Genomic DNA, 25316 nt, shown 5'->3' on the forward strand with positions numbered 1-25316 from the left:
TCCAGCCGTTCTGACACTTACTGTGTTCGTCAGGGGCGTGCTTGGGCCAGGCTGCACTGCACTGAGGTCGAGCGGTACTCACCGCGTTTTTAGTACAAGGGGGGTAGCGCCGCGACGTGCCAGGGCGACGGATCAGCCGAGAGGCGTATCAGCCCTTGCCGCAGCGCGTATCTCGGACGGGGTTGCTCCATACCGCCGGCGAAATGCCTGGTTGAAATGGGAGAGATCGCCGAAGCCGCATTCAAATGCAATCGCGCTGATCTGCTGGCGATTGCGGCGTGGGTCGCACAAGAGACGATGTGCGAGCGCAAGACGTTGCCCGCGGACGAAATCGGAAAAGGTTGTGCCTTCCGCCTCGAAGAGCTTTCGAATATAGCGCGGTGAAATCTGGTGGCGCCCCGCCAAGGTATCGACGGTAAGGTTCGCTTCGCCCAGTCGATCAACAATATCGTCAACGAGGAGACGCAGTCGTCCAGCCCGAACGCCGCGCCCCTTGGCAATCTCGCAGGCCTCTCGATCCGCACCAACCATCATCGCCACGAGATCATGCACATGGGTAACGGCGAGGCGGCGCAAATTCGGCGCTTCCAGGACACCCGGTTCCAGTAGAGCGACAACGTAGCGGACGAGCAAACGTAAGAACGCATTCTCACGGCGGATTTGCCGTAAGAACTCACTACTGGGATTGGCAATCATTGGCCGCAGCACCGACGCCGGCAAATGCAGAGCAAGATAGCTCAGTTTACCCGGCACCATGGCGCCTCCGACCTCCTCACCCGAAAGCAGAGCGGCCTCGCCATCACCGAAGGTCAAGTTGTGACCGTGCTGACTGATCGTCGCCTTTCCTTCCAGGTGCACCATCAAGGTCAGATTCTCGGCGATTGACTGAGCTCGCGTTCGTTCGTAGCGCGCAGATGAACTCGTTCCGAAGACGATTCCAAGGCCGGGGAGAGACTGCTGCCTAAGCGAGCTTGCGAACGGAGCATCCGTCAGGGGCCACACGCCCATTCCGCGCCCATAGGTCGCTCGCCAAGCGTCCACGCGGTCGCGCTCAGGAAATTGGTCGGTCGAAAAATACGAGAGCCCGAATTGCTGCACACCTGTGACCATGCGCCTTATCAATTGCTCCTATGCGCTATTTGCTCTGTTCCGCATCCAAGCTTGGCCGGATTCAAGGGCAATCCGGCTGACACAATAATTTAGACCAGTTTGGCGCACTAGGGTCAGGCGGAAGCGCGACTTTGGCTGCACGGCACTGGGGCAGCGATCGATGCGAGACCCATCTCTTTTTCGCCGGAGTTAAATTCTTTCACTGCTTGCGGCTGTGATAGGTGATGCTGATCGAGGTGCGTTGTGGTGACGTTCGCCAAGCCGATATTCCGATCGTGTCGCTGCCCTGCGCCGCGCCCGTGCGCCAACTCGCCACAAACCGATTGCCATCATTGGCCAACTGCTCGGTTCGGTCGTGGGCATCGAGTGATTTCTCGATGAGGCCCGGCAGAGCGTCGGCCGAAACGCCGATGGTATTCAGCGAGCACGATACGTCGGGCTCCGTCACGGAGTTGCCGAAATAGGCGCTCAGACTTACGTTCCGACCCGATCCCGCAAACCTTGCCCGATAGACGATGTCAATTTGGGGACCAGCCTCCATGTCAGCCGAGATCTTGTCTTCGCTGACGAAGCCCAGGCCTGTGACGATCCTTGCCAATTCGCTGGGCAATGCCGGCCGTATCGCGCAGGTCTTCGCGAAGAGGGCGACCAGCACAGGACCATAGTCCTCTTCCGCGGCAACCGGACTCACCAGCGTAAGCATGGCAAGTCCCGCGAACACAAATCGAACCATGCGCCCCCTCCGCCCGGTGGCGCAGCGCGCCAATCTTCGGTCAAAAATCGATCATTCGTCAATCCCGCTCGACACGCAAGCCCCTCACAAGCGTTAACTATGGCAAACCTCACGCGCAACTTCGCCAACTACGACCCCGTGGTCGTCTCGCTGAGTGGGGAAAATAGTGGCAATATTTACTACTGGGCTTGGTCGAAAGAACCGAACCCGGAATCCAAGTCGTACGCATACCTGGGTCGCATCGCTGTGGACTTCACTAAAGCTCTTGCTGCAAGGCGCGAGATACCCGACTGTTGAGTTTCAGCTAGATTCGCGCCACTTTTTCATTTCGCGTTGTACCAAATGATTGCATTTATGGTGTTGATCGAAAACATTTTCTTGCTGTGTGGGTGGAACCGTCCGAAATAAGAAAGCGGATCAAGTTAAGGCGGAAATCAACAGTCGGTGAATGATTGCGTGGCCTTCGATCAGCTTGGGTCACCGCCATTTGCGAGCGGAACGAACAGACCGAGCTTGACATCACGCAAGACCACATTCGTATGCATGCGGCGGATTTGCGGATTTTCCGCCATGATCACAGCAGCGATGTCGTCATAGTGTTCGACATCACGAGCAGTGATGATCGCAATCAGGTCGACGGCGCCCGTCACGTAATAGACCTGTTGGATGTGATCCTGCTTTTCCGCCCAAAGGCGAAATTTGGCAAGAGCATCATAGTTGTCCCGTTCGATCTCCATGCCGACGATGAACACCATCGGTGTTCCGGTTGCCTTGCGGTCCACCACCGCAATTTCCGCCCTGATGATGCCATCCTCGCGCAGCCGCTTCAGGCGCCGCTGCACAGCGGATGTCGAAAGGCCAACCTCCTCGGCAATCGCCTCGGCCGTGAGCTGGCAATTGCGCTGGACGATATCGAGGATATCGCGATCAAAACGATCCAGATTTTCCATTCCCATTCCTCTGAGCGGCCACCGACGCAGGGTAGCGATATCTCTATTCTGTCATAAAAGATGCGCAAGGAATATATTTTTGCATTTTTTATGCAATTTGATCTGAAATTGCGCGCAAAATATGCACTTCTTCGCGATATTCTCCGCGAATTGTTTTCTATTGGAATAGGGTATGACAGAGCTGTCCTCCCAGGCGCTTTGTGTGGAGGATCTTCACAAGAGTTTTGGGTCACATCAGGTCCTCAAGGGCGTTTCAACCTCGGCCAATCAGGGGGACGTGATTTCCATTATCGGCTCGTCCGGATCCGGAAAGAGTACGTTTCTGCGTTGCATCAATCTGCTTGAGATGCCCGATCGCGGGCGCATCGTCCTCAACGGTGAGGAAGTCGTCCTCCGGCAGGGGCGTCACGGACAGATGCAACCGAAAAGCTGGCGCCAGGTCGAGCGGATGCGCAGCGGGCTCGGAATGGTGTTCCAGAGCTTCAATCTCTGGGCACACATGACCGTGCTCGAAAACATCATCGAGGCGCCGGTGCATGTCCTCGGCATTTCGCGTCATGAGGCCGTGGAGAGGGCAGAGGCACTTCTTGCCAAGGTCGGCCTCTTCGACAAGCGCGACCAATATCCCGCCTTTCTCTCCGGCGGCCAGCAGCAACGCGCCGCGATCGCGCGCGCGCTGTGCATCGATCCGGCCGTGATGCTCTTCGACGAGCCGACCTCTGCACTTGATCCCGAACTGGTTGGCGAAGTGCTCAAGGTTATCCGTGACCTCGCTGAGGAGGGCCGAACCATGCTGCTGGTCACGCATGAAATGCGCTTTGCCCGCGACGTCTCGAACCATGTTCTCTTCCTGCATCATGGACGTATCGAGGAGGAGGGTCCGCCCGCGCAGGTCTTCGACGCACCGCTCAGCCTCCGTTGCCGGGAGTTCACCGGCATGCTGGCCTCCTGATCTTTCCCTTTCACAGAACAAAACCTAGGAGAACCCCTAAGATGAGACTGGCTTCCACTTTGCTTGCCGGGCTTGCATTTACCCTTTCGGCGATGACGGCGCAGGCGGATGTTCGCTTCGGCATCATGAACGAATCCTATCCACCCTTCTTTGCCAAGGATGCCGCAGGCAAATGGCAGGGCTGGGAAATCGATATGATGAATGCGGTTTGCGATGAGATGAAGGAAAAGTGCTCGATCGTTGAGCTCTCCTGGGATGGCCTCATTCCAGCCCTTCAGAGCAAAAAGTTCGACGTCATTTGGTCTTCAATGGCAAATACCACGGAGCGCTCGAAGGTCATCGATTTCACCGACAAATACTACAATACGCCCAGTACGCTGATCGGACCGAAGGACCAGAAGACTGGAGCGACCGCAGAAGATGTCAAAGGCAAGACCATCGGCATCCAGGTCTCGACCATCCAGTCCGATTACTACAAGAAGTATTTTGCCGCGGCTTCAGACGAAAAGACCTATCAGACCCTCGACGAAGCGTTCCAGGATCTGTCTGCCGGTCGCATCGACTATGTCTTTGGCGATTCGCTTGCCCTTGATGCCTTCCTGGCAAGCGATAGCGGCAAGGATTGCTGCGCCAAGATGGGTGATGTGGTCGACGACAAGGAAATCCTTGGGGCCGGCGTTTCGGGCGGCCTGCGCAAGGAAGACATCGCGCTGAAGGCAAAGCTCAATAAAGCCATCGCCGCAGTCCGTGCCAGCGGCAAGTACGACGAGATCACCAAGCGGTATTTCAACTTCGACATCTACGGCGCCAAGTAAAACACAGCGACGATGGCGACCTCCCAACAAAGCATCCTGGAGCTGCTCTCCCCCTATCCACCTGGATGGGGCGGCGTGCTGCTGACTGGAGCCGCCTCGACGGTCGCCATCTCTGCCGGCGCGTTTCTGATTGGCCTCCTGCTTGGTACCGGCGGTGCGCTCGGAAAACTTTCCGGCATCAGGCTGCTACGCCTGGCGCTTGAATTCTACACCACCGCGATCCGCGCGGTCCCCGAACTGATCCTGATCGTCGGGCTCTATTATGCCGGGATCGATGGTCTCAACCGTCTTCTCGCCATGTTCAATCTGCCGGCCTTCGAACTGAACGGCTTCGCGGTGGCCGTTGCCGTGCTCGGCTTCGTGCAGGGCGCCTATATGACGGAGGTGCTGCGCGGCGCGATCCTTGCAATCCCATCCGGCCAGATCGAAGCGGCGAAGGCGTTCGGCATGGGGCCATGGCTGCGCTTCCGTCGCATCATCCTGCCCGCCCTCCTGCCAAACGCGCTGCCCGGCCTTGCTAATCTATGGATGTCGATCACCAAGGACAGCGCGCTCGTCGCGGTCGTCGGATATCAGGAGCTCGCCCTTGCCACTCGCCTCGCCGGTGCGAGCACCAAGCACTACTTCATATTCTTCCTTGCATCCGCCTTCATCTACCTGGCACTCACTCTCGTCTCGAATGCGATGTTCGATCTCCTCGAGCGACGCGTGCGGCGTGGCCAGCCAAAGCCCACGTGAGGAGCGATGATTTGACCTTCTCATGGATAGCATCATACTGGCAGCTCCTGTTGACGGGCGCCGTGCAAACGCTGACGCTGCTTGTGATTTCCGTTACCTTCGGCTTCGTGATAGCCATCGGCCTTGCCTTCTCACAGGTCAGCGGCGGTCCGCTCCTTCGAACGCTTGCCCGTGGCTATTGCACCTTCTTTCGAGGCACACCATTGCTGATACAGCTCTGGCTGCTCTATTACGGCGTCGGTTCCCTTCTCCCGATGATCCCCGGCATTAGGCAGAGCATGTTCTGGCCGATCCTGCGTGAAGGCTTCTTCTTCGCGGCAGTCAGCTTCACGTTGAACTATGCGGCCTACGAGGCAGAAGTCCTGCGCGGCGCATTGCTTGCGGTGCCCAAGGGGGAGTTGGAAGCAGGGCGTGCATTCGGCATGGGTCCCATCACGCTGACGCGACGCATTTGGCTGCCGCGGGCCATTCGAATCGCGTTGCCGACGATCGCAGGCGAAGTCGTCATGCAGCTGAAGGCGACACCACTCGCCTTCACCGTCACGGTGATGGATCTCTATGCCGTTGCAAGCAAGGTGCGCCAGGACACGCTACTCGTCTACGAGCCGCTGATCGTCGTTACTGTCTTCTATCTCGTTCTAACCGCCATCGTCGCTCGAAGCTTCCGCTTTCTGGAGGCGCAGGTGCCAGTGCGGCGCTAGCCAACACACGAGGGAGAGACCGACACTCTCCGCAGATCCGAGCATTTTGGAGATTTCATTCATGAACAGAACCTACATTCTCGACGGCGGCATGAGCCGCGAACTCCTGCGCCTCGGGGCGGAATTGAAGCAGCCGGAATGGTCGGCGCTGGCGCTGATCAATTCGCCCAGCATCGTCAGGCAGGTCCATGACGAGTTCATTGGCGCCGGTTCGGATGTCATTACCACGAACAGCTATGCGCTCGTCCCGTTCCATATCGGCGAGGAGCGGTTCTGGCAGCAAGGCCCTGCCCTGATCGCACGATCTGGGCAACTGGCTCGCGATGCCGCAGATGCCTGCCAGGATCGCAAAATTCTGGTTGCAGGTTCTCTGCCACCCATCTTTGGCTCGTACGAGCCACAGAATTTCGACCCGTCTCGGGTGCAGGATTATCTCAAGGTTCTGGTTGAAAACCTCAATCCTTATGTCGACGTGTGGCTGGGAGAGACGCTGAGCTTGCTCGCTGAAGGGCAAGCCGTGCGCACGGCAGTCGCGGAAACGGGCAAGCCATTCTGGATCTCGTTCACGCTAGCCGATGACGCCACGCAAGGGAACGGCGCTGCTCCGAGATTGCGCTCGGGCGAGACGGTCCAGGATGCGGCACAATGGGCGGCAACCTCCGGCGCCAAGGCGTTGTTGTTCAACTGCAGCAAGCCGGAAGTCATGGGTGCCGCCGTCGAAGCGACTGCCGCGATCATCGAGCACGCCTGCTCCGACCTTCAGATCGGCGTCTATGCCAATGCTTTCGAAGGTGAACAAGGCGAGTCCGCGGCCAATGAGGGCCTTCATGCGACCCGTGACGATCTGAACGATGACGCCTATTCACGCTTTGCCTGCTCCTGGGTGGATGCCGGTGCAACAATCGTCGGCGGCTGCTGCGGGATTGGCGCCAGTCATATTCATCGGCTGAAACGGACGCTCCTGCGCGGCGTCGATGGGTGATCTGCCACCGCAGTCCAGCCCGAGGGACGATCGACTTGCCAAACGATGAATTCCGCTATCTCGATCTGTTTTGCATAAATATGAGTTATATTCTCTTGTTTTTGTGCGCCTGACCGAGCTATACGACCGCGGGCGCTTTCGCACGGGCATGCTCATCGCAATCACCGGGATAATTCCGTGACTATATTGAAATCACTTTTGACCATCTCCGGTTTCTGGGCCGGCTTGGGCTTGGCAACGATGGCGGCGTCCGCCGCCTCCACCACCTATCCTCTGACAATCGATAATTGCGGCGCCAAGGTCACATTCCAAAAAGCTCCCGAACGCGTGATCGGGCTTGGGCAAAATAGCGCCGAAGTCCTTCTTCTGCTTGGCCTCAAGGACAAGATGGTCGGTACCGCATTCTGGCCGAGCAAGGTGCTCCCCGAGCTCGCCGAGGCCAATGCCAAGGTCAAGCTCCTGACTGTTGAATTCCCGACCTTTGAATCGCTCCTCTCGCAGAGCCCCGATTTCGTCGCCGCGGCTTTGCCGAGCCTAATGGGGCCGAGCAGCAAGGTCGCAAAGCGCGAGGATTTCGAAAAAGTCGGCGTCTCGACCTATCTATCGCCAAGCACGTGCCTCAGCACCGCCGCCGTCAAGGACCAATATGGCAGCCGCGGAGAGCTTTGGAACATGGATCTGCTCTACAGGGAGATCGATGAACTCTCGCAGATCTTCAATATCCCCGATCGCGGCCAAGCTCTGATTGCCGATTTCAAGGCCCGCGAGGCGGCCCTTCGTTCCTCCGTGTCGAGAGACGGCAAGCCGCTCTCCTATGTTTTCTGGTTTTCCAGCCAGTCGCCGTCCTCCGACGCCTATCTGGGAGGCAAGAACAGCGCCTCAGGCTTTATCGCCGATCTGCTTGGCGGCCGCAACGCCATTACGGCAGAGGCGGAATGGCCGACGCTCGGCTGGGAGAGCATCATCGCCGCCAATCCCGACGTCATCGTCGTCGCCAACCTCGACCGCAATCGCTGGGAACTCGACAAGCCTGAAGCAAAGATCAGGTTTCTGACCACCGATCCCGCCGTCAGCCAACTGCCGGCGGTCAAGAACAAGGCCATCGTCGTCATGGACGGCCAGGCCATGAACCCCACCATCCGGACGATTTATGGTGCCGAGCAGGTTGCCGGGCAACTCAAGGCGCTTGGCTTGCTGAAGTGACCGGAACATATCGAACTCTCCCGCAGTTGGCCGTCATGTGCCTGCTGCTTTTTGCCTCTCTTGCGGCCATCGGCCTGATCATTGCTACAAGCGTCGGGATCGGCGATCTGCCGATACCGCTATCGACGACTTTCTATGCCGTCACCAACAAGCTCGGTTGGACGGAGATCGAACTTAACCGCATCCACGAAACGGTGATATTTGACTATCGCCTGAGCCGGGCATTAGTGGCCGCCTTCTGTGGAGCGGGCCTTGCCCTTTCGGGCGCCATCATGCAGTCGCTTCTTCGAAATCCGCTTGCCGAGCCCTATGTCCTCGGCATTTCGGCAGGCGCCTCGACCGGCGCCGTGTCAATTGTCATCTTGGGTGTCGGTGCAGGTACGGTATCGCTCTCGGCGGGAGCCTTTGCCGGCGCATTTTCGGCCTTTCTTTTCGTCGCTCTCTTGTCGAACGGCACGCGAGGCGGTGCTGATCGCACGATCCTTGCCGGCGTTGCCGCCTCTCAGCTGTTCAATGCAGCAACATCCTATATCGTGACGACATCCGGAAATGCGCAGCAGGCACGCGATGTGATGTTCTGGCTGCTTGGCAGTTTCGGCGGTGTCCGCTGGCCGGAGTTCGTACTAGTATCGATCGTCGTCGCTTTCGGGCTTACTGCCTGTCTGCTTTGTGCGCGGATCCTCGATACGTTCGCCTTTGGCGACGAGGCGGCCTCATCCCTTGGCGTCAATGTCGGACGCGCACGATTGGGGTTCTTCGCGCTGACTGCGATGATGACGGCAACGATCGTAAGCATGGTCGGTTCGATCGGATTTGTCGGACTGGTCGTGCCGCATGTAGCACGTTTCATTGTCGGGCCACTCCATGTCCGCTTGCTCCCGGTCTGTGCCATCATCGGAGCGATGTTTATGGTGTTGGCTGACATCGCCTCGCGCATTCTCATTCCCCAACAGGTTCTGCCAATCGGGGTGGTCACAGCCCTGGTGGGCGTTCCATTCTTCTCGGTCATTCTCTACCGGTTTCAGCGCGCATCATGAGCATCAAGGCCGACAACATCACCTGGAAGATCGGCGAGAATATCGTGCTTGACGGCGTTTCGTTTGAAGCACCCGCCGGCAAGTTGCTGGGCCTGCTTGGCCCGAACGGCTCCGGCAAAACATCGCTCCTGCGCCTTCTTGCCGGATTAAAGCGACCGAACTCTGGCCGCATCACGCTTGAACAGCAGGATCTACAGCGGATGTCGCGCCGCTCGATTGCGAGGCGCGTTGCCTTCGTCGAACAGCACGCCACCACCAACGCCAATCTCAAGGTTATCGATGTCGTAAAACTCGGCCGCTTTCCGCATCGGTCGATGTTTTCAGGCTGGACGCCTTCAGATGATGAAGCGGTAGAAGACGCACTTAATCGTACCGGCATGACGGGAAAGCGCACCGACCGTTGGCAAAGCCTGTCGGGTGGGGAAAAGCAGCGCACACATATCGCGCGGGCCTTGGCGCAGGCGCCAAGAGAGCTCATTCTCGATGAGCCGACCAATCACCTCGATATCCAGCATCAGATTGGTCTTATGCGTTTGATTGCCGGATTGCCCGTCACCAGCATCATCGCCCTCCACGATCTCAACCATGCCGCCATGTTCTGCGACCAGCTGATTGTCATGCAGCGCGGCGCGGTTGTCATTTCAGGGCCACCTGAAGACGTGCTAACGGAAGATTTGCTGAGGGATGTCTTTACCATCGAGGCACGAGTGGAAATCTCGCCTCATCATGGACGACCCCATATCCACTACCTGCGATGACGAAGCCGACTGTTGCGGTACTGTTTGTCCCGCAGGACGCCGGCCCGTACCTGCAACCCGTTCGCCTCGCTATCTGGCCGTCAATTGCCGGTGGGCACGGGCGTGATGGAAGACACATGAACAGACAGCGGCGTTCTCCCTGACCGGAGCGGGTGACGGAGACCGCGTGCTCATCCAGTTCCTTAGTCTTTGTGGGATGACTTCAGTAGTTGCCCAGACATAAGTTGGCTTTCTTCAGGCCGTCGTCTTTTCATAGGCGATGAACAGATCGGTTACGAGAACGCCGTTGATCCGCATCCCAGTCAAATCGACGTCTCTGATGTCTGACCCTGCCAGTGTGACATCGCGTATGGTCAATCGCGATAGATTGGCGTTCGTGATGGTGGCTCCGGACAGATTGACGTTGTTAAAGCGCGTATCGGCAAGGCAGATATCGTCAAAACGCGCTTCGCTTAAATTGCTGCGGGTGAATCTTGCCTTTGTCAAAACAGCGTAAGATCGTGCGTCTGCAAGGTTTACACCATCGAGATTAGCGCCCGACTATCGGCTCGTTTGTAATGCTTCCCTGCATCTGAGGGCCATCAAATGGGTTGTGTTCTTGATGATCGCTCATTGTTCCTCCGGTCAAAACCATGATTGGGGCCTGAAGAATGCCAGATTGCACAGTCATTTGCGATCGTCCAATCTGAAACTAAGACGAGCCCATGCCAGTTTTGGCCATACCGTTCGTCGCGAAATTCCCCAAAACATGCCACAGCTTCGGCCAGCTTAGCGTCCGAATGGGCAACTTCGTTCATGACGGCCAGCGGCGCGATGCCTTCGAGCGCGCTGACTTTGCCTGCGATCACAAGCGCGATCTCTATAGCTGCCCTGGTGACAAGGAGTTGCGCTCACGGCAGATAACCTGCAGATACGAGCATCCGGTCATCGATTGGGATGGCTGGGTACGCTCTCGCGCCGGAAAGCACGACTGCGATGCCTGGCCCTGAAACCTTGACGCTGTCCGAACGCCCTGGCGCGCAAGATAGCACGCTCCACCCGAGAGGGGGCTCGCGACATGGCTCGCTATAGCGCGAAAACGGAAGCCTATGTCACATCGAGGCCGCAGAAGAAGAAGGTCGAGATGCTGTCTGCCCATCTCAAACGCATCCACAAATTGGGTCGCTTGCGATTGCAAGGACCGAACGGAGCCCGCGATGCGTTCCGCATCGCACCCGCAGGCCGAGACCTCCGGAATCTCGCAAAGCTCATTCCAGCACCGGCGGCGATGCCGGCGTGAAGGGAACGACACCTCGGCGCGCGCCCGCCAGGCAAATGCTGCCCCACGGGCGCAATGGGACTTTTTCATCCCTATCGGCCAGGAGCGGACCCATCATTTGCTCAGATAGGGCTATTGCTGTCACCCAAGACCTCCGGCAATGCCGACAAATCACATTGATCCCTCGGTCAATATCTTGTATTGCTTCTGATGTACGTACCTCAGTTTTATGGCATGGAGATCAATGGAGATCTGAGATGTTGCGTACCGGCAAGGAGACAAACGGGAGCAATCGGGGAGATAAATCATGGCGGCGTTAGAACTCAATCCCAATTTCGCAATTGAAGATGAACAATCACTTCGGGCGCTTTTCGAGCCAACCCACTCTCTGGCTACACTGAAGTGTCAGAATATTCTGGGAGCGCATGCGCGAGAATTCATCAGGCGCTCGCCGTTTCTGTGCATCGGTTCGCAGCATCTGGACGGAAAGGCTGACGTCAGTCCGCGCGGCGACCCGCCAGGATTCGTGAAGGTCCTTGATGAGCGTACCATTGCGATCCCCGATCGCCCGGGCAACAACCGTCTCGATACTCTTGCTAATATCGTTGCCAACCCGAACGTCGGACTGCTCTTTCTAATTCCTGGCTTTGACGAAACGTTGCGCATAAACGGGTGGGCTGCTCTAACCCGTGACCTGCAACTTCTGAAAGATATGGCGGTCGCCGGCCGCGCACCGAAACTTGCGATCATCGTAACCATCAGCGAAGTCTTCTTGCACTGCGCCAAGGCTTTCCGGCGTTCTAGATTGTGGAGCGCAGAACATTTCCAGGATCGCAGCGAGATGCCCTCGCTCATAAACATGATCCTGGACGAGACAACAGGAGCCCCGACGGACCGCGATGAAATGCGAACGATGGACGAAGGGCTCGAGGAAGATTATCGCAGGACAATGTATTAGATTCGACTGCGAGGTCACGAAACTGAGCAATAACTACCGTGTGTGCGCTCGCCAGGCTTAGGCTCGAAACAGGCCGCAGCTTTTCACCTACTTGCTCTTGAGTGGGATCGAACCGTCGTTCAGCCGCATATCGACCTCGATGAAGATCACGCTTGAATTTAGTTCTGCAGCAGCAGCGCGTAACGTGTATGCCGACGTTCGCCCGTGCGCGTAAGTGCACCGATCTCTACGAGTTGCTGAAGGTCGCGCGTGGCTGTGGCACGTGATGTGGCTGTGATCGAAATGTAGTTCTCCGCGCTTAGGCCTCCCTTAAACCCCGCTATGCCCTCTTTGAAAATGCGCGCGACTACCTTTTCTTGCCGACTGTTCAGGCGGCCTCTGAACCGATCGTAAAACCTTGTTTTCTGAACGAAAAAATCTATGCGTTCAAGCGTCGCCCGTTGGGCAGCCAGGATCGTTTCTGAGAAAAAAAGGACCCAGCCGGTGATATCGAGTGTACGCTGGTAGCGCTCAAGCTCGGAATAATAGGCCTTGCGGTTTTTCTCGATCATGAAGGCAAGTGAGATCAGGCTAGGTTGCCCTATGTTTTGAGCCAGGGACTTCTCAGCAAGCGCGCGCCCAATGCGGCCATTGCCATCTTCAAATGGATGTATGCTCTCAAAATAGAGATGGCCAACCGCTGCGCGCGTCAAAGCCTGAAGTCGTGCTTGACCGCTTGGGCCGGATTGATTGAACCATGCGGCGAAGCTCTCCATCTCGCCGGCGACTTGGCGAGACGGGGGAGCCTCAAAATGTATTGTCGGTTTGTCCAGTCGGCCTGAGACGATCTGCATGGCGTCGGCATGCTCGCGGTAAGCGCCCACCGTTTCAATGTATCGATTTCCTGCCATCAGCATAGAGTGCCAACGGAATAGCTCCTCGTGATGCAGCGGCTGGTGCCAGTTTCGATAGACATTCGCCATCATCTCGGCGATGCCCCGCTCCTGGGGGCGAACCTGTCGGTCATCCGTGGTGAGGCCGAACTGTCGGCGCAGTGATGATTGAACGCTTGTGCGGTCGAGAAACTCTCCCTCGATCTCTGAGGTCTTGATCGCCTCGTCACTCAGCAGTTCAATCCGAAGCTGACTATTGTCGTCCTGATTAAAATGCCGCACAGCACCGATGACCTCGCCGGCGGACTGCAGAAATTTCTGCTCCAACGGGATCAAGCTTGCAACATCATACTTGAAACTCGGCCAATCGGCGTACTGCCAGTTCCATTGCATGAGTTATAGCCCACCTCTCTATAGCTCATGATTATCCATATAGATGAGCTATGGCAAGCTCATCTATCGCTCATCTACAAAACCTCACGTGCTCGAGCCCTTAGCTCCACAACCTTCTATCGCGGGCTCATCAATGGACAATGAGTATTGGGTCACGGCCAAGCTCGCCAATATGACGCGCTTCTAGGTTAGCACTGAGCGCAAGAAACTGGAATATCAGGTCTTCATCGGCGCGGAATGGCTGAAATCCTATCCGAATGGCAGTGGATATGCCGTTAGATTCTGGAACCTCACGCCGGAAGAGGCGGCGGGCCTGGTCGGCGGTGGGTTTCCCATCAGCGTTAAAGGTGTGGGTTATGTCGGTGCCATCATCGCGTCAGGCGGCCGTGATTCGACCGATCATGATTTCGTGGTGTCGGTGCTCAGGAAACTCCTAAAGAAACAGCGCGAATACATAGGCAGATCGCATCGGTGCAAGAATGTTTGTGATGCGGTCTGCAGTGTTGCGGCAGAATACCGCCTTGTCAGGCACCCAATACCCAGAGCGCTCTGCGATTTTCGCGAAACCGCATTTCGCTCTGGGTCGCACCTTGTCGGAGGGTCAGTGCACCGAGGTCATTTGCAGCAGGAGCGGTATCCTGCGTACTCATCAGCGGGATGTCATGCTAAATTTGCCAAGCCGATTTTAGATGGATTTGCCGGAGTGAGATGGCGAGGACATCGACGGCGCTTCATTGTGCCACCACCCTCACGGCGATGCAGACGGGTAGTTATGATACAGTGTTTCGACGGAGGCGGCGCGAAGAGGTTTCGGATCGCCGAAAAGATTGGATCGGACCATTGCAATCCGCCCGGCGACCGAAATCCTTACGTGACCCGCTCTCGTTTTAGTAAAGGCAAATGCGAATTCTCGGCCCGGTAGTTCAGGCCCCTACACGATCGATGCTAGACGGCCGGCATCGCTTGGCGTCGTGCTGCTCCATAAGAGGATGCCTCTATTCAGTGGGGCCCTCATTTCTTTCGCGCCTTATCCTGATATCCTCGTTCGGCGGCGTGAGCCTAGAAGAACGCGATCGTGTAGAGAGCGAAATCGAAGCTAGCTCCAACATTCGTCTGGTATTGCTGCCGGTTCATGCATAGATCTGGAATTATCAGAAAGGATTCCGCTCGCCATGAAGTTTAGTCTCGATCATCTACCGGAACGCAAGCGGCGTGACCTGGCGCAAATTGTCGAGATCATACATGAAGAGTTCGAGGATGCCCTGAAGGAAGGCACATCTGACTTCAAGAAGAAAGGCCGCATCCTCAAGATCATTCTGTTCGGCTCCTATAGTCGTGGGGACTGGGTAGATGAAGAACATACCAGCAAGGGCTATAAATCCGACTACGATCTGCTGGTGATCGTCAACAACCGCAAGCTCACCGACTTCGGCCTATACTGGTACAAGGCCGCCGACCGCTTTCCTCGTATCATCAAACCACCCGTCAGCCTGGCCGTGCATTCTCTGCGCGAGGTCAACACGGCACTGAAGCTCGGCAACTATTTCTTCTGCGAGATTCGTCAAGACGGCATCGTTCTTTACGAACTGAACGGTGAGGAGCTTGCCGAGCCGAAGCCGCTGACGCCAGCCCAGGAATATCGCGCCGCGCAAGGGCATTTTGAACGATTTGAAAGGGCAACGAAATTTCTTAAAGGTGTGCGATTTTATGCAAGTGAAGGCGATACAGCCGAGGCTGCATTCCTACTGCATCAAGCTATCGAGCACGCCTATTCGACGCTTCTGCTGACATTGACGAACTACAGCCCTGCCTCGCACAACCTCAACCATCTGAGGACGCTTGCGGAGGGTCGCGACCGACGGCTCGCAGGGATCTGGCCGCAGGACCGGCAACGCTATACCGCCTGGTTCAACACTATCAATCAAGCCTATGTAAAAGCGCGCTATTCCAAGCATTTCCAGATTACCGAGGAAGCGCTCGCCTGGCTTGGCGAGCGCACGGACGCACTACAGCAGTTGGTGACAACAATCTGCGAAGATCATCTCGAAAAGTTGCGAAAGAAGCTTTGAGCGTCACAGGTAACCGATCGACGACCGAGGGCCCGCACCAAATCCTCCCGCAGCCCCACCGACTGCCACCTTATCGATCGCCCAAGAACTCGATCTCCCGGAAATCGCGACGATGCGCAGCATTCTCCAAGCCGTGCCCAGATGAGCCGCCGGAACTGATTTACGCGCCTTATGAGATGGATCGAGACGCGGCAAGGTAGCCAAACGTTGCAAGGCGTGACTGTCCAAAGAGCGTATCCATCTCAGATATCCGTACTCTCGGTGGGCGTGACCTCTTTCATGGGATCTCCGATGCTCTTCGTTCTTGCTTGAGCCCAAAGAAAGCGTGCTGTGTGCTTCACGCAGGTTGTTCAAACTCGGCCGCTTGATGTCGTGACATCAGGCGGATGATGGTGAGAAAGGCCGCCACAGCAGCGGTGCCAAGCAGTGCTGCACTCGAGAGAGCCCATCCCACGCCGATATTCTGCATAATGAAGGCCAGGACAAACGGTGCGGCTGACGAGATCACCAAGCGGATGGACAGCACTTGCCCCTGCCGTTGCCCATAGCCTTCGCTTCCGAACAGTTCAAGTGGCAAGGTTCCCTGCACGATGCTGCTAAGGCCCGAGCCAAGTCCGAAGACGACCGCGAACACCAGAGCCCCTGGCAAGGATGGCGCCGTGGCGATCAAGATCACCAACGCCGCTGGTAGCAAGACAGCAGAGATGAGCGCCAACGTCGTTTGCGACAGACCACCCCCGAGCATCATGTTAGTGAATCGACTCAAGACCTGCGCGGGACCAAACAACGTGCCGACCATCACCGCCATGGCTCCGAGCCCGAGTGCAGACAGAACGGGAACCATGTGGACGAGTAGGGCCGCGTTGACGAAGCTTTCAAGCGCAAAACCTGTCGCCATCAGCACGAAGGCCGGCGTCCGGATCGATGGTGGAATACTGGGTTTGACGTGCTTTCTCGTCGACGCTTCCTTGCCGCTCCTGGTAGCTTTGAACGACAGCCACGCATGGATCGGCAGGCCGATCAGGAGATTGAGTGCGGCGAAGACCAGATAGACCTGCTGCCATGACATATGCGCATGCAGCGCCGTCGTAATCGGCCAGAAGATCGTCGAGGCAAAACCTGCGATCAGCGTCAGATACGTGATGCTGCGCTGGGCGACCTGCGGCGTGATCTGGACGAGCAATGCGAAGGCCGCTCCGTATTGCACCAGGTTGGATGCCGTTTCGATCGCGATCAGCGAGACAACGAAGGCCACCTTCCCGGAAGACAAGGCACAAGCCACCAGCGCAAGAGCAGCGATCGCCGAGCCGCCCGTCATGACACGGCCAGCCCCGAACCGATCGATCCATTTCCCCATCGTCGGCGCCGCGAGGCCGCCGATCAGGAGAGCGGCGGATAGTGCGCCAAAAATCCATTCCGACGACCAATTCAGATCTCGCGCCATGGCGGGCGCGAGAATGCTGAAGCTGTAATAGAGGCTTCCATAGCCAATGATCTGGGTCAGACCGAGAGCAAGGATCGCGGAGACGGGAACCTTGTGATCGCTCATCGAACCTGTTCCAACGTGTTGCCGGCACGGGCCGCGCCATTGCATCCGCATCCTGTTTGCTCGGCCGCCTGTGCCGCCGCGTCGGCAGCACAGCAGGCATCGACGTTGGCTGGTGCGGGATCGCCGCAGCATGACCCGGACTTGCCGTCTTCGGTCAGGCTCACGCCAAGATCGACGCTGCAGACGCCCGTCTTCGGCAGCACCAGATGAACCTCGCGCGCCGCCTTGTGGTCGCCGGCGATCTCCGCCACCACGGAGCGCACCTGCTCATATCCGGTCGCCATTAGGAAGGTAGGCGCCCGTCCATAGGACTTTGAGCCGACGATCGTGAAGCCCGGCTCCGGATGCGCGAGTTCGGCGACGCCGTGCGGGGGCACGTCGCCACAGGAGTGGAGATTGGGATCGATCAGTGGTGCAAGTGCCGGCGGCGCTTCAACGGTGGGATCGAGGGCGATGCGTAGTTCGCGCAAGAAGGAGAGATCCGGCCGGAACCCCGTGGTCACGATGATCCGATCGACGCTGATCGAGTACGGCGCACCAGCGAGTTTCGCGTCGACGCGCAGACTGTCGCCTTCCTTCTGAATTCTGCTTACGGCAAACGGCGCCAGCATGTTCAGGCGACCGTCCTCCATGGCGCTCTTGGCGGCAAGGCCAAGCGCGCCGCGCTCCGGCAACTGGTCGTTCAGTCCGCCGCCTAGCAGGCGGTCGAGGCCGCCGCGGCGAAGCGCCCAGAATATCTCCGTGCCCGGTTCTGTCTCCTGAACCTCCATTAGCGCCAGCGCCGCGTTGATCGCGGAATGGCCGCCGCCAATCACGAGGACGCACTTGCCCGCAAACTTGCCCCTGTCGACGCCAGCGACATTGGGAATGCCATACGAGATGTAATCGGAAGCCGCCGCCTCGCCGAGGACGGGCAGGCCGTCTATGCCGATCGGGTTCGGCTGCGTCCATGTGCCGGAGGCGTCGATCACAGCTCGGGCCCGAACCCAAACTTCCTCTCCATCCTGGTCCCTATATCGGACGACGAAGGCCGATGCGTCGCGGCCGGCGGACGAGACCTTGTCCAGCCCTTCGCGGGTGATCGCGGTGACGGTGACGCCCAGCTTGAGGTTCTGCGCGATCTGCGGGAGTGCGGCGAGCGGCTGCAGATAGGTACCAACAATGTCGGACGCGGTTGGCAGAGCATCGCCATCAGGGCCTTGCCATCCAGCGTTCTCGAGAAGGGAGCGGGCGGCTGCGTCAATATTGTATCTCCATGGAGAGAACACGCGGACATGTCCCCATTCGATCAGCGAAGCGCCAACCGTGTCGCCGCGCTCAAGAACAACGAGGGGGGTGCCACGGGTGACGAGATGCGCCGCGGCGGCGAGACCGACCGGGCCTGCACCAATGACGGCCACGGGAAGTTCACTAGCATTCAACATGACAGCTCCTTCGGTATTTCTAGTAATTTGGAATTATCTAGGCAAAAAAAGGGATCACTCCGCCGCCTCCACGGTCGTCGATCCGCATTTGGCATCGGCACAGCATTCGTCCACGAGATAGCCGACCAGTGCCTGCATCTCCGGATAGTTGGCGCGGCAGATCAGTGTCGTCACCTGCCGTTCCTGGGTCACGAGGCCGGTATCGACCAGGCGCTTCAGATGATGGGAGAGCGTCGACGCCGCGATATCCAGCTTTTCCTGAATGCGACCCACGGGCAATCCATCCTCTCCGGCGCGAACAAGCGTCCGGTAGAGTTGGAGGCGGGTGGTATTCCCGAGAGCTTCAAGCTGGGCGGCGGCTATTTCGATTTTCATGGAAATAGCATGGCCCGTGTCCATTACGAAGTCAAGGCTATTTCGACAAATATGGAAATAGCCTTGACCCGGTCAGATCGACTTCAGTGAAACCCGGTGCTCGAGTTTTTCCGCTTCTTCCTTCCGCTCGCTGTAGCGATCGGTGAGGTAGTCGGACGCGTCGCGCGTCAGGATCGTGAACTTCACAAGTTCTTCGCAAACGTCGACGACACGATCGTAATAGGAGGATGGCTTCATGCGCCCGTCGGCGTCGAATTCCTGAAAGGCCTTGGCGACCGAAGACTGGTTGGGAATGGTGATCATCCGCATCCAGCGGCCGAGAACCCGGAGTTGGTTGATGGCGTTGAACGACTGCGATCCGCCCGACACCTGCATGACCGCTAGCGTCTTGCCTTGCGTCGGCCGGACTGAGCCGACAGAAAGCGGTATCCAATCGATCTGTGCCTTCATGATGCCAGTCATAGCGCCGTGGCGCTCCGGACTGACCCAGACCTGGCCTTCCGACCATTCTGATAATTCCCGCAGTTCCTGCACCTTGGGATGACTGACGGGTGCGCTGTCGGGCAGCGGCAGGCCTTCCGGATTGAAGATCCGCACCTCGCAGCCGAAGTGTTCGAGCAATCGTGCGACCTCGTGCGCCAGGAACCGGCTGTAGGAGATGGTCCGCAGCGAACCATAGAGGATCAGGATGCGTGGCTTGCGGGACGAGAAGGCTGGACGCAGCGCGTCCAGATCCGGCTGACGCAGATGCTCCAGCGATGCGGCAGGCAAATCAGACAATGCGCTTGCCCTCCGCGTCGAGAACCTTCTCTCCGTCCTCCTTGGTGAACGCGCCCTTGTGGGTGTCGGGTAGGATGTCGAGCACGACCTCCGAAGGCCGCGACAGGCGTGTGCCGAGCGGTGTGATGACGAAGGGACGATTGATCAGGATCGGATCCTTGAGCATCGCGTCGAGCAACTGGTCGTCGGTCAGGGCGGGGTTGTCCAGACCAAGTTCTGCGTAAGGGGTTCCCTTCTCGCGGATGGCCTGCCGCACCGTCAGGCCGGCGTCGGCAATCATCTTCACCAGTTCGCCGCGGGATGGCGGCGTCTTAAGGTATTCGATGACGGTCGGCTCGATACCGGCGTTGCGGATCATCTCCAGCGTGTTGCGCGAGGTCCCGCAGTCGGGATTGTGATAGATGGTGACATCCATGATCAGACTTCCTTTGGCTTGGTGAGTTTGGAGGCGGATACGGAACGCACAGCAGATCCGCTCTCGTACCAGCCCTTGCTGCGGTTCACGATCCACACGACCGACAGCATCACCGGCACCTCGATGAGTACGCCGACGACGGTGGCGAGTGCCGCTCCCGAGTTGAAGCCGAACAGGCTGATGGCGGCGGCGACGGCAAGTTCGAAGAAGTTCGACGCGCCGATGAGGGCCGATGGCCCGGCAACGCAATGTTCCTCGCCGCTTGCCCGGTTCAGCAGATAGGCAAGCCCGGAGTTGAAATAGACCTGGATCAGGATCGGCACGGCCAAAAGACCGATTACTGCAGGCTGCGCGATGATCTGCTCCCCTTGGAAGCCGAACAGCAGGATCAGGGTCGCGAGCAGAGCCAGAAGCGACAGCGGCTGCAGGGTGTTCAGGAGCCGATCGAGCGGCGCGGTCGATCCGGCGGCCAGAAGGCTGCTCCGCAGAAGCTGAGCAGCGATGACCGGTAGAACGATATAAAGCACGACCGAGATGACCAGCGTGCCCCAGGGCACAGTGATCGCCGACAGTCCAAGGAGCAGGCCGACGATCGGCGCGAAGGCGACGACCATGATCGCGTCGTTCAAGGCGACCTGGCTCAGCGTGAAGTGCGGTTCGCCCTTGGTGAGGTTCGACCAGACAAAGACCATGGCGGTGCATGGTGCAGCGGCCAGAATGATGAGACCGGCGATATAGCTGTCGATCTGGCCCGCCGGCAGCAGCGGTCGGAACAGCCATCCGATGAACAGCCAGCCAAGCAGTGCCATCGAGAACGGCTTGATGGCCCAATTGATGAAAAGGGTCACGCCAATGCCGCGCCAGTGTCGGCTGACCTGGCCGAGAGCGGCAAAATCGATCTTCACCAGCATCGGGATGATCATCAGCCAGATCAGCACTGCCACCGGAATATTGACCTTGGCGATTTCGGCCGCGCCGATCGCATGAAAGACACCAGGCATCAGATGACCGAGCACGACGCCGACGACGATACAGAGAAACACCCAGACAGTGAGATAGCGTTCGAATGTCGACATGATCAGGCAACTCCGCCCTTGGGGTCGGTGTTGCCCTCGATGCGACCGATTTCGCGCAGCTTGGTTTCCAGCGCGAGTTTATCGATGGTGGTCAGCGGCAGATTGATGAACAGTGATATGCGGTTCTTGAGATACCGGGCGGCCTGGGCAAAGGCGCGCCCCTTGTCGAGCTCGGAACCCTCGACAGCCGCGGGGTCTTCGATCCCCCAATGGGCGGTTGCCGGATGTCCAAGCCAAACCGGACACGCTTCGCCGGCCGCGTTGTCGCAGACGGTGAAAATGAAGTCCATGTGGGGTGCGTCCGGTTTGGCAAACACGTCCCAGCTCTTGGACGAGAAACCTGTCGCGCGGTAGCCGAGGGCTTCCAAGGTCTTCAACGCCCACGGGTGAACAGTGCCCTTGGGCTGGCTTCCGGCAGAGAAGGTGCGGAACCGTCCCTGTCCCTCTGTCTCAAGAATGGACTCAGCCAAAATCGACCGAGCGGAATTGCCGGTGCACAGAAACAGCACGTTGTAGATAGGATCGGCGCTCATTGCAGTTTCTCCTCCATTTTGGGTGCGCAGCATGCGGCAATCTCCGTGGCATGGGCGCAGATTTCCGGGTGTCCGGAACAGCAATCCTCCATCAGGAAGCGGACAAGACCGCCCAGGGCTTCGAGTCTGGCGGTGTAGATGATCGATCGGGACTGACGTTGCGCATCGATCAGTCCGGAATGCTCGAGTTCCTTCAGGTGGAAGGAAATGTTCGACGGCGAGACCTCGACCTTCTCCGCCAGGGCTCCCGCCGCCAAGCCACCAGGGGCGGCGACGACAAGAAGACGCACGATCTGCAGGCGGGTTTCCTGAGAAAGGGCGGCGAAGGCGGTCAGGGCTTGATGCTGGTCCATATTTCAATCATCATTGAATCATTGAAATGAGGATTACAGCAAGTGAACGTGATCGACAATTCAAAAAATCGAAGCGTCGACAGCAGCCCGGATGTGTTTCTTGAAATGCATGGCCAATGCCGAGGCTCCGACGGGGTGGCGGCCCCGTAAATCCTGTTGGCGGATTTTGCGCCGTTTTGTGCCTTGCATGGTTTCGGCCGACAATTTGGGTACGGTCAAAGAGGCTGCGCAACCAGAAAGGCTGCAGCTGACGCCCTCCGGCGAAGGGAGGGCGGCTCTCGAACAGGACTACGCCCAGATGCTGGAAGACGGCCTCCTTCTCGATGAGGCCGAGACCTTCGACGAACGCCTCTCTCGATGCGCAAAAATCCAAGACAAGGCCAATGCCAGCGGTTGAGAAAAGTGTCCATGATCGCAGGAAGCTAACTTATAGCGCGACAAATTGGGTGAGAATCGTATTGCTTCAAAGCAGCCATGGGGCCGCTTCGTTCTCGCAAAAGCTGCTGCACCGTTTCGCGCGCGCAATAGGCGTTAGGCGTTGTAGATCGCCCGAGCGATATCTCGCGGATAAGTTCCTAAGCAGCCTTCGACCGCCGTGTTGGACATGATCGCGGCGGAAATGCCTTCCATTGGATCGACGAACCAATTGTGTCCATAAACTCCGCCCCACGTGATTGATCCCTTCGACATCGGAACGTCGGCCAAAACTGGGTCTTGAATCACTGCGCCCAAGAAGGAAAATCCTTGTCCTGGTTCGCTTGGGCGCAGGATGTCGCCAATCTGGTTGAGAAGCGCGGCCCTTGCAGTCGCGGCCTTCAGAATGGGAGCGCCACCGAGACGAACGGTTTCGAGAAAGGCAATGAAATCCGGCGCTGTGCCCACCATGCCAGCACCGCCGGACTGAAAAGCCTTGGGGTTAAACAGCCGTGACGGTGCAAAGGTCAGCAGATTGCCGTCATTATCCGGAACCAGATGGCGGTCACCCATTCTGATGGCCGCTGGACTGGCGTCGGCATAGGGCGTGGCAAGCCGCTCTGGATCGCTGACCGAGAAACCGGTGTCGCTCAGCCCCAGCGGCTCGGTCACATGACGACGCACCGCTTCATCCAGGCTGCAAGCTTCGATCTGGGCGACAACAGCTCCAAGAACATCGATGGCGATCGAGTAAGACCAAAGTGTGCCTGGCGCGGCTAGAAGCGGAAAGGTCGACAGTCGGCTGAAGTTCTCCTCGAAGTCGAGATCCGTGTCGGCGAGGCCCGAGTTGAACATCCGCTCCGTTGGGGTGGATTTGGGATCTGCACCATAACTAAGGCCTGCCGTATGCGTCAGGAGGTGCTGGATAGTGATATCGGCTATCTTTCCATCTGGCTGCCTGGGCCGGAAATAGGGAAGATAATCCCGCGCGAGATCGCCAAGCGCCAGCCTGCCCTTGTCGATAAGAGCCAGAGCGGTCGCCGCCACGAGCGGTTTCGTCACGGAAGCGAGACGGAATATGGTTCCCGTTCCAGTAGGCTTTCCCAATTCGCGATCGGCATAACCGGCAGCGCGGCTGTAGATGGTTTCTCCATTCTGGACGACGATCACGACAGTGCCGACGATCTTGCCGGCCACGATCGCCTTTTCGATAACCGCGTCGATCCGCTCCTTCACCGCAAACATCCTCTTGTCCTTCCGAATAAGCAGGCATAGAACGGCATATTCTGCCTTGGTTCGCAAGGCGAAGCAGCACCTATAACGTCGCGTAGAACTACGGGCGATCCTGGGCCGTGGCTCACACGATCAATCGAGCTGCTCGGCCCTGCTTGCGTTCGACATTGTTGCGGTAGCTGTCGGCCTGCGTGACCGATTTATGCGGGGATTGCTGCATGGCCTCCTGCAAGGGGATACCGCGGTTGGCCGCCTCAGTCAGATAGCTGGATCGAAGCCCATGCGCTGAGAATGCCTCGGGATCGAGCCCCGCCTGCTTGCACCGGCTTTTCAGGATCAGGTTGACCGATTGCCGCGTCAGTGCCCGCCGGTCGATGTTGCCCTATTGGTCGGTGCTCCGGAGCACCGGTCCGATGTCGATCTTGGCCTCCGCCCGGTCCTCGGCCGTCGTCGCCTTGGTGCGGCCAAGATGGATGGTGAGGCAGGGTTTCGTGGATAAGCATGCACCGGCTCGTCCTCGATGAGATCCTCGACTCGGAGGTCGGCAGCTTCGGAACGCCAGCGGCATTACCGACCTCGCTGGCCGGCTTGATCGTTCTGAGACTGCGTCAATTCCTGTTGTAGGCGCCACTGAATCTCCTTGGCTATCTTCGATAGAGAGGCCAAGATCGTTGAGACAGGCTCCATCGAGAGACCGGTCGCCTTGGCTATTCCGCAATGCTGCGGCACGCTATCATTACCAACAAACTCTACCGAGACGATCATCTGCAATTGTGCAGTCATGAACGACCTTTCATAAAAAGCACCCCATTACCTGAAGATCCTTACCCCCACGTTTTTCCCGCTCCCGTTGGCGCCCATGCCTTGGTTGACAAGGTGGCGCAACGTCTCGATATCATGGTCGGTGAGCAGTTCGGCGAGTTTGTCGCGCCGGTCCATCGGCAGCATGGCGGCGATCGTGTCGAGTGCTTCGACTCGTCTGGAAACTTGGCGTCCGCGGTCAGTCTCCAAGAGAGGCTGACCTCATCGCCGTCGTCATCCGATCAATGCTCATTCGCGATTGGCCTGTGAACGGCAACCTGTTCAGCGCGCGCAGCATCGGCCAGCCGCCGGTCCAGCGTCACCAATGGAAGACGTTCCAGAAGCGCCAGGGCCAAGTAGGCGGTGTCATACGCACTCAGGCGATACTTGCGTGACAGCCGCACGACCTCGATGTCGTTGCCGGACCCTGCGAGCCTAAGCGGAAGACTACGGAACCTGGAAAGTGCCGCGTGCAGGCGCCGGCAATGGAGGCATCGACGACGAAGGCCATCAGCGACGGCCTTCCTGCTTCCATTCCTGGATTTCCTCATGGGTGACGGGCTTGGCCTGGGCGCGCAACGCCCGAACCGCTTCGATGGCGGCCAAGCGCTGGCGGTGCTCGTTGATGGCGACCAGGCGGGCAACCGGATCGTTGCCTCGGGCAATGACGATGTCCTCGCCGGCTTCGGCACGCGCGAGCAGTTCGGACAGATGGGTTTTTGCCTCGGCAACCTTGACGGTGACGGTCATACTAGACTCCTCGAACAGCGGGTAACGCGCTTGTGGCCGAGCTTTCCCTTGAACAATAGGTGCTTCCGATGTGTTGTTGATCGA

General features: G+C 58.2%; 30 protein-coding genes and 4 pseudogenes. 14 read left to right on the forward strand and 20 right to left on the reverse strand.

Annotated features, from left to right (window positions below; translation table 11 throughout):
- Positions 1 to 132: 132 nt before the first annotated feature.
- The 3 genes from QD461_RS23805 to QD461_RS23815 form a co-directional block, all read right to left on the reverse strand.
- Positions 133 to 1008, reverse strand: a complete 876-nt coding sequence (locus QD461_RS23805) for a helix-turn-helix transcriptional regulator (protein ID WP_414089950.1) — start codon at positions 1006 to 1008, stop codon at positions 133 to 135.
- A 301-nt stretch (positions 1009 to 1309) separates the two neighbouring features.
- Positions 1310 to 1843 carry a hypothetical protein gene (locus QD461_RS23810; protein WP_414089951.1) on the reverse strand — a complete coding sequence of 178 codons (534 nt, stop codon included), beginning with the start codon at positions 1841 to 1843 and terminating at the stop codon, positions 1310 to 1312.
- A gap of 467 nt (positions 1844 to 2310) precedes the next feature.
- The gene (locus QD461_RS23815) at positions 2311 to 2793 is read right to left on the reverse strand and encodes an Lrp/AsnC family transcriptional regulator (protein WP_414089952.1); all 483 of its coding nucleotides are present in this window, start codon (positions 2791 to 2793) and stop codon (positions 2311 to 2313) included.
- Between the two features lie 172 nt (positions 2794 to 2965).
- Between QD461_RS23815 and QD461_RS23820 the strand changes: the two genes are divergently transcribed.
- The 8 genes from QD461_RS23820 (at position 2966) to QD461_RS23855 (ending at position 9979) form a co-directional block, all read left to right on the forward strand.
- The gene (locus QD461_RS23820) at positions 2966 to 3745 is read left to right on the forward strand and encodes an ABC transporter ATP-binding protein (protein WP_414089954.1); all 780 of its coding nucleotides are present in this window, start codon (positions 2966 to 2968) and stop codon (positions 3743 to 3745) included.
- A 41-nt stretch (positions 3746 to 3786) separates the two neighbouring features.
- Positions 3787 to 4560, forward strand: a complete 774-nt coding sequence (locus QD461_RS23825; protein ID WP_414089955.1) for a transporter substrate-binding domain-containing protein — start codon at positions 3787 to 3789, stop codon at positions 4558 to 4560.
- Between the two features lie 12 nt (positions 4561 to 4572).
- Positions 4573 to 5298, forward strand: a complete 726-nt coding sequence (locus QD461_RS23830; protein ID WP_414089957.1) for an ABC transporter permease — start codon at positions 4573 to 4575, stop codon at positions 5296 to 5298.
- 11 nt (positions 5299 to 5309) lie between these two features.
- Positions 5310 to 5999 (forward strand): ABC transporter permease, encoded by a 690-nt coding sequence (locus tag QD461_RS23835; protein WP_414089958.1) that lies wholly within the window; start codon positions 5310 to 5312, stop codon positions 5997 to 5999.
- Between the two features lie 61 nt (positions 6000 to 6060).
- Positions 6061 to 6981 (forward strand): homocysteine S-methyltransferase family protein, encoded by a 921-nt coding sequence (locus tag QD461_RS23840; RefSeq protein ID WP_414089959.1) that lies wholly within the window; start codon positions 6061 to 6063, stop codon positions 6979 to 6981.
- 177 nt (positions 6982 to 7158) lie between these two features.
- Complete coding sequence (locus tag QD461_RS23845) at positions 7159 to 8184, forward strand: ABC transporter substrate-binding protein (protein WP_414089960.1); 1026 nt, start codon at positions 7159 to 7161, stop codon at positions 8182 to 8184.
- Positions 8185 to 8219: 35 nt separating this feature from the next.
- Positions 8220 to 9221, forward strand: coding sequence for a FecCD family ABC transporter permease (locus QD461_RS23850; RefSeq protein ID WP_414089961.1), 1002 nt, complete (start codon positions 8220 to 8222; stop codon positions 9219 to 9221).
- Positions 9218 to 9979: an ABC transporter ATP-binding protein gene (locus QD461_RS23855; protein ID WP_414089962.1), complete on the forward strand. Its 762-nt coding sequence runs from the start codon at positions 9218 to 9220 to the stop codon at positions 9977 to 9979. The genes QD461_RS23850 and QD461_RS23855 overlap by 4 nt, the downstream gene beginning before the upstream one ends.
- Positions 9980 to 10213: 234 nt before the next feature.
- On the opposite strand, the gene QD461_RS23860 is transcribed toward QD461_RS23855, so the two are convergent.
- Positions 10214 to 10465 carry a pentapeptide repeat-containing protein gene (locus QD461_RS23860; RefSeq protein WP_414089963.1) on the reverse strand — a complete coding sequence of 84 codons (252 nt, stop codon included), beginning with the start codon at positions 10463 to 10465 and terminating at the stop codon, positions 10214 to 10216.
- A 218-nt stretch (positions 10466 to 10683) separates the two neighbouring features.
- Here QD461_RS23860 and QD461_RS23865 point away from each other — a divergent pair, with 218 nt between their 5' ends.
- The 3 genes from QD461_RS23865 to QD461_RS23875 all read left to right on the forward strand — a co-directional run bounded on the left by QD461_RS23865 (position 10684) and on the right by QD461_RS23875 (position 12195).
- Positions 10684 to 10968 carry a hypothetical protein gene (locus tag QD461_RS23865; protein ID WP_414089964.1) on the forward strand — a complete coding sequence of 95 codons (285 nt, stop codon included), beginning with the start codon at positions 10684 to 10686 and terminating at the stop codon, positions 10966 to 10968.
- 68 nt (positions 10969 to 11036) lie between these two features.
- On the forward strand, positions 11037 to 11258 hold the full coding sequence (locus QD461_RS23870) for a hypothetical protein (protein ID WP_414089965.1): 222 nt from the start codon (positions 11037 to 11039) through the stop codon (positions 11256 to 11258).
- 286 nt (positions 11259 to 11544) lie between these two features.
- Positions 11545 to 12195, forward strand: a complete 651-nt coding sequence (locus QD461_RS23875) for a pyridoxamine 5'-phosphate oxidase family protein (protein ID WP_414089966.1) — start codon at positions 11545 to 11547, stop codon at positions 12193 to 12195.
- Positions 12196 to 12353: 158 nt separating this feature from the next.
- On the opposite strand, the gene QD461_RS23880 is transcribed toward QD461_RS23875, so the two are convergent.
- Complete coding sequence (locus QD461_RS23880; protein WP_414089967.1) at positions 12354 to 13460, reverse strand: Fic family protein; 1107 nt, start codon at positions 13458 to 13460, stop codon at positions 12354 to 12356.
- A 241-nt stretch (positions 13461 to 13701) separates the two neighbouring features.
- On the opposite strand from QD461_RS23880, the pseudogene QD461_RS23885 reads away from it, so the two are divergent.
- A pseudogene (locus QD461_RS23885) lies at positions 13702 to 13869 on the forward strand (heme-binding protein); the annotation flags it as partial.
- 251 nt (positions 13870 to 14120) lie between these two features.
- Here the strand turns inward: QD461_RS23885 and QD461_RS23890 are convergent.
- Positions 14121 to 14447: pseudogene (locus tag QD461_RS23890) on the reverse strand (IS6 family transposase); the annotation flags it as partial.
- 185 nt (positions 14448 to 14632) lie between these two features.
- On the opposite strand from QD461_RS23890, the gene QD461_RS23895 reads away from it, so the two are divergent.
- Entirely contained in the window at positions 14633 to 15529 is an 897-nt protein-coding gene (locus tag QD461_RS23895) for a nucleotidyltransferase and HEPN domain-containing protein (protein WP_414089968.1), read from the forward strand.
- Between the two features lie 337 nt (positions 15530 to 15866).
- On the opposite strand, the gene arsK is transcribed toward QD461_RS23895, so the two are convergent.
- The 8 genes from arsK to QD461_RS23935 all read right to left on the reverse strand — a co-directional run bounded on the left by arsK (position 15867) and on the right by QD461_RS23935 (position 22034).
- A complete protein-coding gene (gene arsK, locus QD461_RS23900) occupies positions 15867 to 17078 on the reverse strand; it encodes an arsenite efflux MFS transporter ArsK (RefSeq protein ID WP_414089969.1) in 1212 nt (403 codons plus the stop codon).
- Positions 17075 to 18502 (reverse strand): FAD-dependent oxidoreductase, encoded by a 1428-nt coding sequence (locus QD461_RS23905; RefSeq protein ID WP_414089970.1) that lies wholly within the window; start codon positions 18500 to 18502, stop codon positions 17075 to 17077. Before QD461_RS23905 ends, arsK begins: the two co-directional genes overlap by 4 nt.
- A 54-nt stretch (positions 18503 to 18556) precedes the next feature.
- Positions 18557 to 18877 carry an ArsR/SmtB family transcription factor gene (locus tag QD461_RS23910; protein ID WP_414089971.1) on the reverse strand — a complete coding sequence of 107 codons (321 nt, stop codon included), beginning with the start codon at positions 18875 to 18877 and terminating at the stop codon, positions 18557 to 18559.
- A 72-nt stretch (positions 18878 to 18949) separates the two neighbouring features.
- A complete protein-coding gene (arsH, locus tag QD461_RS23915; RefSeq protein ID WP_414089972.1) occupies positions 18950 to 19657 on the reverse strand; it encodes an arsenical resistance protein ArsH in 708 nt (235 codons plus the stop codon).
- Positions 19650 to 20072, reverse strand: a complete 423-nt coding sequence (arsC, locus tag QD461_RS23920) for an arsenate reductase (glutaredoxin) (protein ID WP_414089973.1) — start codon at positions 20070 to 20072, stop codon at positions 19650 to 19652. Before arsC ends, arsH begins: the two co-directional genes overlap by 8 nt.
- Positions 20073 to 20074: 2 nt before the next feature.
- Positions 20075 to 21148, reverse strand: coding sequence for an ACR3 family arsenite efflux transporter (gene arsB, locus QD461_RS23925; RefSeq protein ID WP_414089974.1), 1074 nt, complete (start codon positions 21146 to 21148; stop codon positions 20075 to 20077).
- 2 nt (positions 21149 to 21150) lie between these two features.
- On the reverse strand, positions 21151 to 21681 hold the full coding sequence (locus tag QD461_RS23930; protein WP_414089993.1) for an arsenate reductase ArsC: 531 nt from the start codon (positions 21679 to 21681) through the stop codon (positions 21151 to 21153).
- Entirely contained in the window at positions 21678 to 22034 is a 357-nt protein-coding gene (locus QD461_RS23935; RefSeq protein WP_414089975.1) for an ArsR/SmtB family transcription factor, read from the reverse strand. The genes QD461_RS23930 and QD461_RS23935 overlap by 4 nt, the downstream gene beginning before the upstream one ends.
- Positions 22035 to 22143: 109 nt before the next feature.
- Between QD461_RS23935 and QD461_RS23940 the strand changes: the two genes are divergently transcribed.
- Positions 22144 to 22431, forward strand: coding sequence for a hypothetical protein (locus tag QD461_RS23940; RefSeq protein WP_414089976.1), 288 nt, complete (start codon positions 22144 to 22146; stop codon positions 22429 to 22431).
- Positions 22432 to 22565: 134 nt separating this feature from the next.
- Here the strand turns inward: QD461_RS23940 and QD461_RS23945 are convergent, their stop codons facing one another.
- The 6 genes and pseudogenes from QD461_RS23945 to QD461_RS23970 all read right to left on the reverse strand — a co-directional run bounded on the left by QD461_RS23945 (position 22566) and on the right by QD461_RS23970 (position 25232).
- A complete protein-coding gene (locus tag QD461_RS23945) occupies positions 22566 to 23693 on the reverse strand; it encodes a serine hydrolase domain-containing protein (protein ID WP_414089977.1) in 1128 nt (375 codons plus the stop codon).
- 112 nt (positions 23694 to 23805) lie between these two features.
- Positions 23806 to 24245 (reverse strand): annotated as a pseudogene (locus QD461_RS23950) (tyrosine-type recombinase/integrase); the annotation flags it as partial.
- A 3-nt stretch (positions 24246 to 24248) separates the two neighbouring features.
- Positions 24249 to 24464: a hypothetical protein gene (locus QD461_RS23955; RefSeq protein ID WP_414089978.1), complete on the reverse strand. Its 216-nt coding sequence runs from the start codon at positions 24462 to 24464 to the stop codon at positions 24249 to 24251.
- Positions 24465 to 24530: 66 nt separating this feature from the next.
- Positions 24531 to 24692: pseudogene (locus QD461_RS23960) on the reverse strand (integrase); the annotation flags it as partial.
- 32 nt (positions 24693 to 24724) lie between these two features.
- A complete protein-coding gene (locus QD461_RS23965) occupies positions 24725 to 25033 on the reverse strand; it encodes a type II toxin-antitoxin system VapC family toxin (RefSeq protein WP_414089979.1) in 309 nt (102 codons plus the stop codon).
- Positions 24993 to 25232, reverse strand: coding sequence for a type II toxin-antitoxin system Phd/YefM family antitoxin (locus tag QD461_RS23970; RefSeq protein ID WP_414089980.1), 240 nt, complete (start codon positions 25230 to 25232; stop codon positions 24993 to 24995). The genes QD461_RS23965 and QD461_RS23970 overlap by 41 nt, the downstream gene beginning before the upstream one ends.
- Positions 25233 to 25316 lie beyond the last annotated feature (84 nt).

Source organism: Rhizobium sp. BR 314, assembly GCF_047445805.1.
Taxonomy (GTDB): Bacteria; Pseudomonadota; Alphaproteobacteria; order Rhizobiales; family Rhizobiaceae; genus Rhizobium; species Rhizobium lusitanum_B.

Coding starts and splice junctions, on each gene's coding strand:
- arsC (WP_414089973.1), bottom strand. CDS start 20,072: ATGGATGTCACCATCTATCACAATCCCGACTGCGGGACCTCGCGCAAC.
- QD461_RS23820 (WP_414089954.1), top strand. CDS start 2,966: ATGACAGAGCTGTCCTCCCAGGCGCTTTGTGTGGAGGATCTTCACAAG.
- QD461_RS23810 (WP_414089951.1), bottom strand. CDS start 1,843: ATGGTTCGATTTGTGTTCGCGGGACTTGCCATGCTTACGCTGGTGAGT.
- QD461_RS23870 (WP_414089965.1), top strand. CDS start 11,037: ATGGCTCGCTATAGCGCGAAAACGGAAGCCTATGTCACATCGAGGCCG.
- QD461_RS23825 (WP_414089955.1), top strand. CDS start 3,787: ATGAGACTGGCTTCCACTTTGCTTGCCGGGCTTGCATTTACCCTTTCG.
- QD461_RS23830 (WP_414089957.1), top strand. CDS start 4,573: ATGGCGACCTCCCAACAAAGCATCCTGGAGCTGCTCTCCCCCTATCCA.
- QD461_RS23895 (WP_414089968.1), top strand. CDS start 14,633: ATGAAGTTTAGTCTCGATCATCTACCGGAACGCAAGCGGCGTGACCTG.
- QD461_RS23880 (WP_414089967.1), bottom strand. CDS start 13,460: ATGCAATGGAACTGGCAGTACGCCGATTGGCCGAGTTTCAAGTATGAT.
- QD461_RS23905 (WP_414089970.1), bottom strand. CDS start 18,502: ATGTTGAATGCTAGTGAACTTCCCGTGGCCGTCATTGGTGCAGGCCCG.
- QD461_RS23910 (WP_414089971.1), bottom strand. CDS start 18,877: ATGAAAATCGAAATAGCCGCCGCCCAGCTTGAAGCTCTCGGGAATACC.
- QD461_RS23935 (WP_414089975.1), bottom strand. CDS start 22,034: ATGGACCAGCATCAAGCCCTGACCGCCTTCGCCGCCCTTTCTCAGGAA.
- QD461_RS23940 (WP_414089976.1), top strand. CDS start 22,144: ATGGCCAATGCCGAGGCTCCGACGGGGTGGCGGCCCCGTAAATCCTGT.
- QD461_RS23865 (WP_414089964.1), top strand. CDS start 10,684: ATGCCAGTTTTGGCCATACCGTTCGTCGCGAAATTCCCCAAAACATGC.
- arsK (WP_414089969.1), bottom strand. CDS start 17,078: ATGAGCGATCACAAGGTTCCCGTCTCCGCGATCCTTGCTCTCGGTCTG.
- QD461_RS23815 (WP_414089952.1), bottom strand. CDS start 2,793: ATGGAAAATCTGGATCGTTTTGATCGCGATATCCTCGATATCGTCCAG.
- QD461_RS23930 (WP_414089993.1), bottom strand. CDS start 21,681: ATGAGCGCCGATCCTATCTACAACGTGCTGTTTCTGTGCACCGGCAAT.
- QD461_RS23875 (WP_414089966.1), top strand. CDS start 11,545: ATGGCGGCGTTAGAACTCAATCCCAATTTCGCAATTGAAGATGAACAA.
- QD461_RS23945 (WP_414089977.1), bottom strand. CDS start 23,693: ATGTTTGCGGTGAAGGAGCGGATCGACGCGGTTATCGAAAAGGCGATC.
- QD461_RS23805 (WP_414089950.1), bottom strand. CDS start 1,008: ATGGGCGTGTGGCCCCTGACGGATGCTCCGTTCGCAAGCTCGCTTAGG.
- QD461_RS23850 (WP_414089961.1), top strand. CDS start 8,220: ATGTGCCTGCTGCTTTTTGCCTCTCTTGCGGCCATCGGCCTGATCATT.
- QD461_RS23840 (WP_414089959.1), top strand. CDS start 6,061: ATGAACAGAACCTACATTCTCGACGGCGGCATGAGCCGCGAACTCCTG.
- QD461_RS23970 (WP_414089980.1), bottom strand. CDS start 25,232: ATGACCGTCACCGTCAAGGTTGCCGAGGCAAAAACCCATCTGTCCGAA.
- arsB (WP_414089974.1), bottom strand. CDS start 21,148: ATGTCGACATTCGAACGCTATCTCACTGTCTGGGTGTTTCTCTGTATC.
- QD461_RS23955 (WP_414089978.1), bottom strand. CDS start 24,464: ATGACTGCACAATTGCAGATGATCGTCTCGGTAGAGTTTGTTGGTAAT.
- QD461_RS23855 (WP_414089962.1), top strand. CDS start 9,218: ATGAGCATCAAGGCCGACAACATCACCTGGAAGATCGGCGAGAATATC.
- QD461_RS23965 (WP_414089979.1), bottom strand. CDS start 25,033: ATGAGGAAATCCAGGAATGGAAGCAGGAAGGCCGTCGCTGATGGCCTT.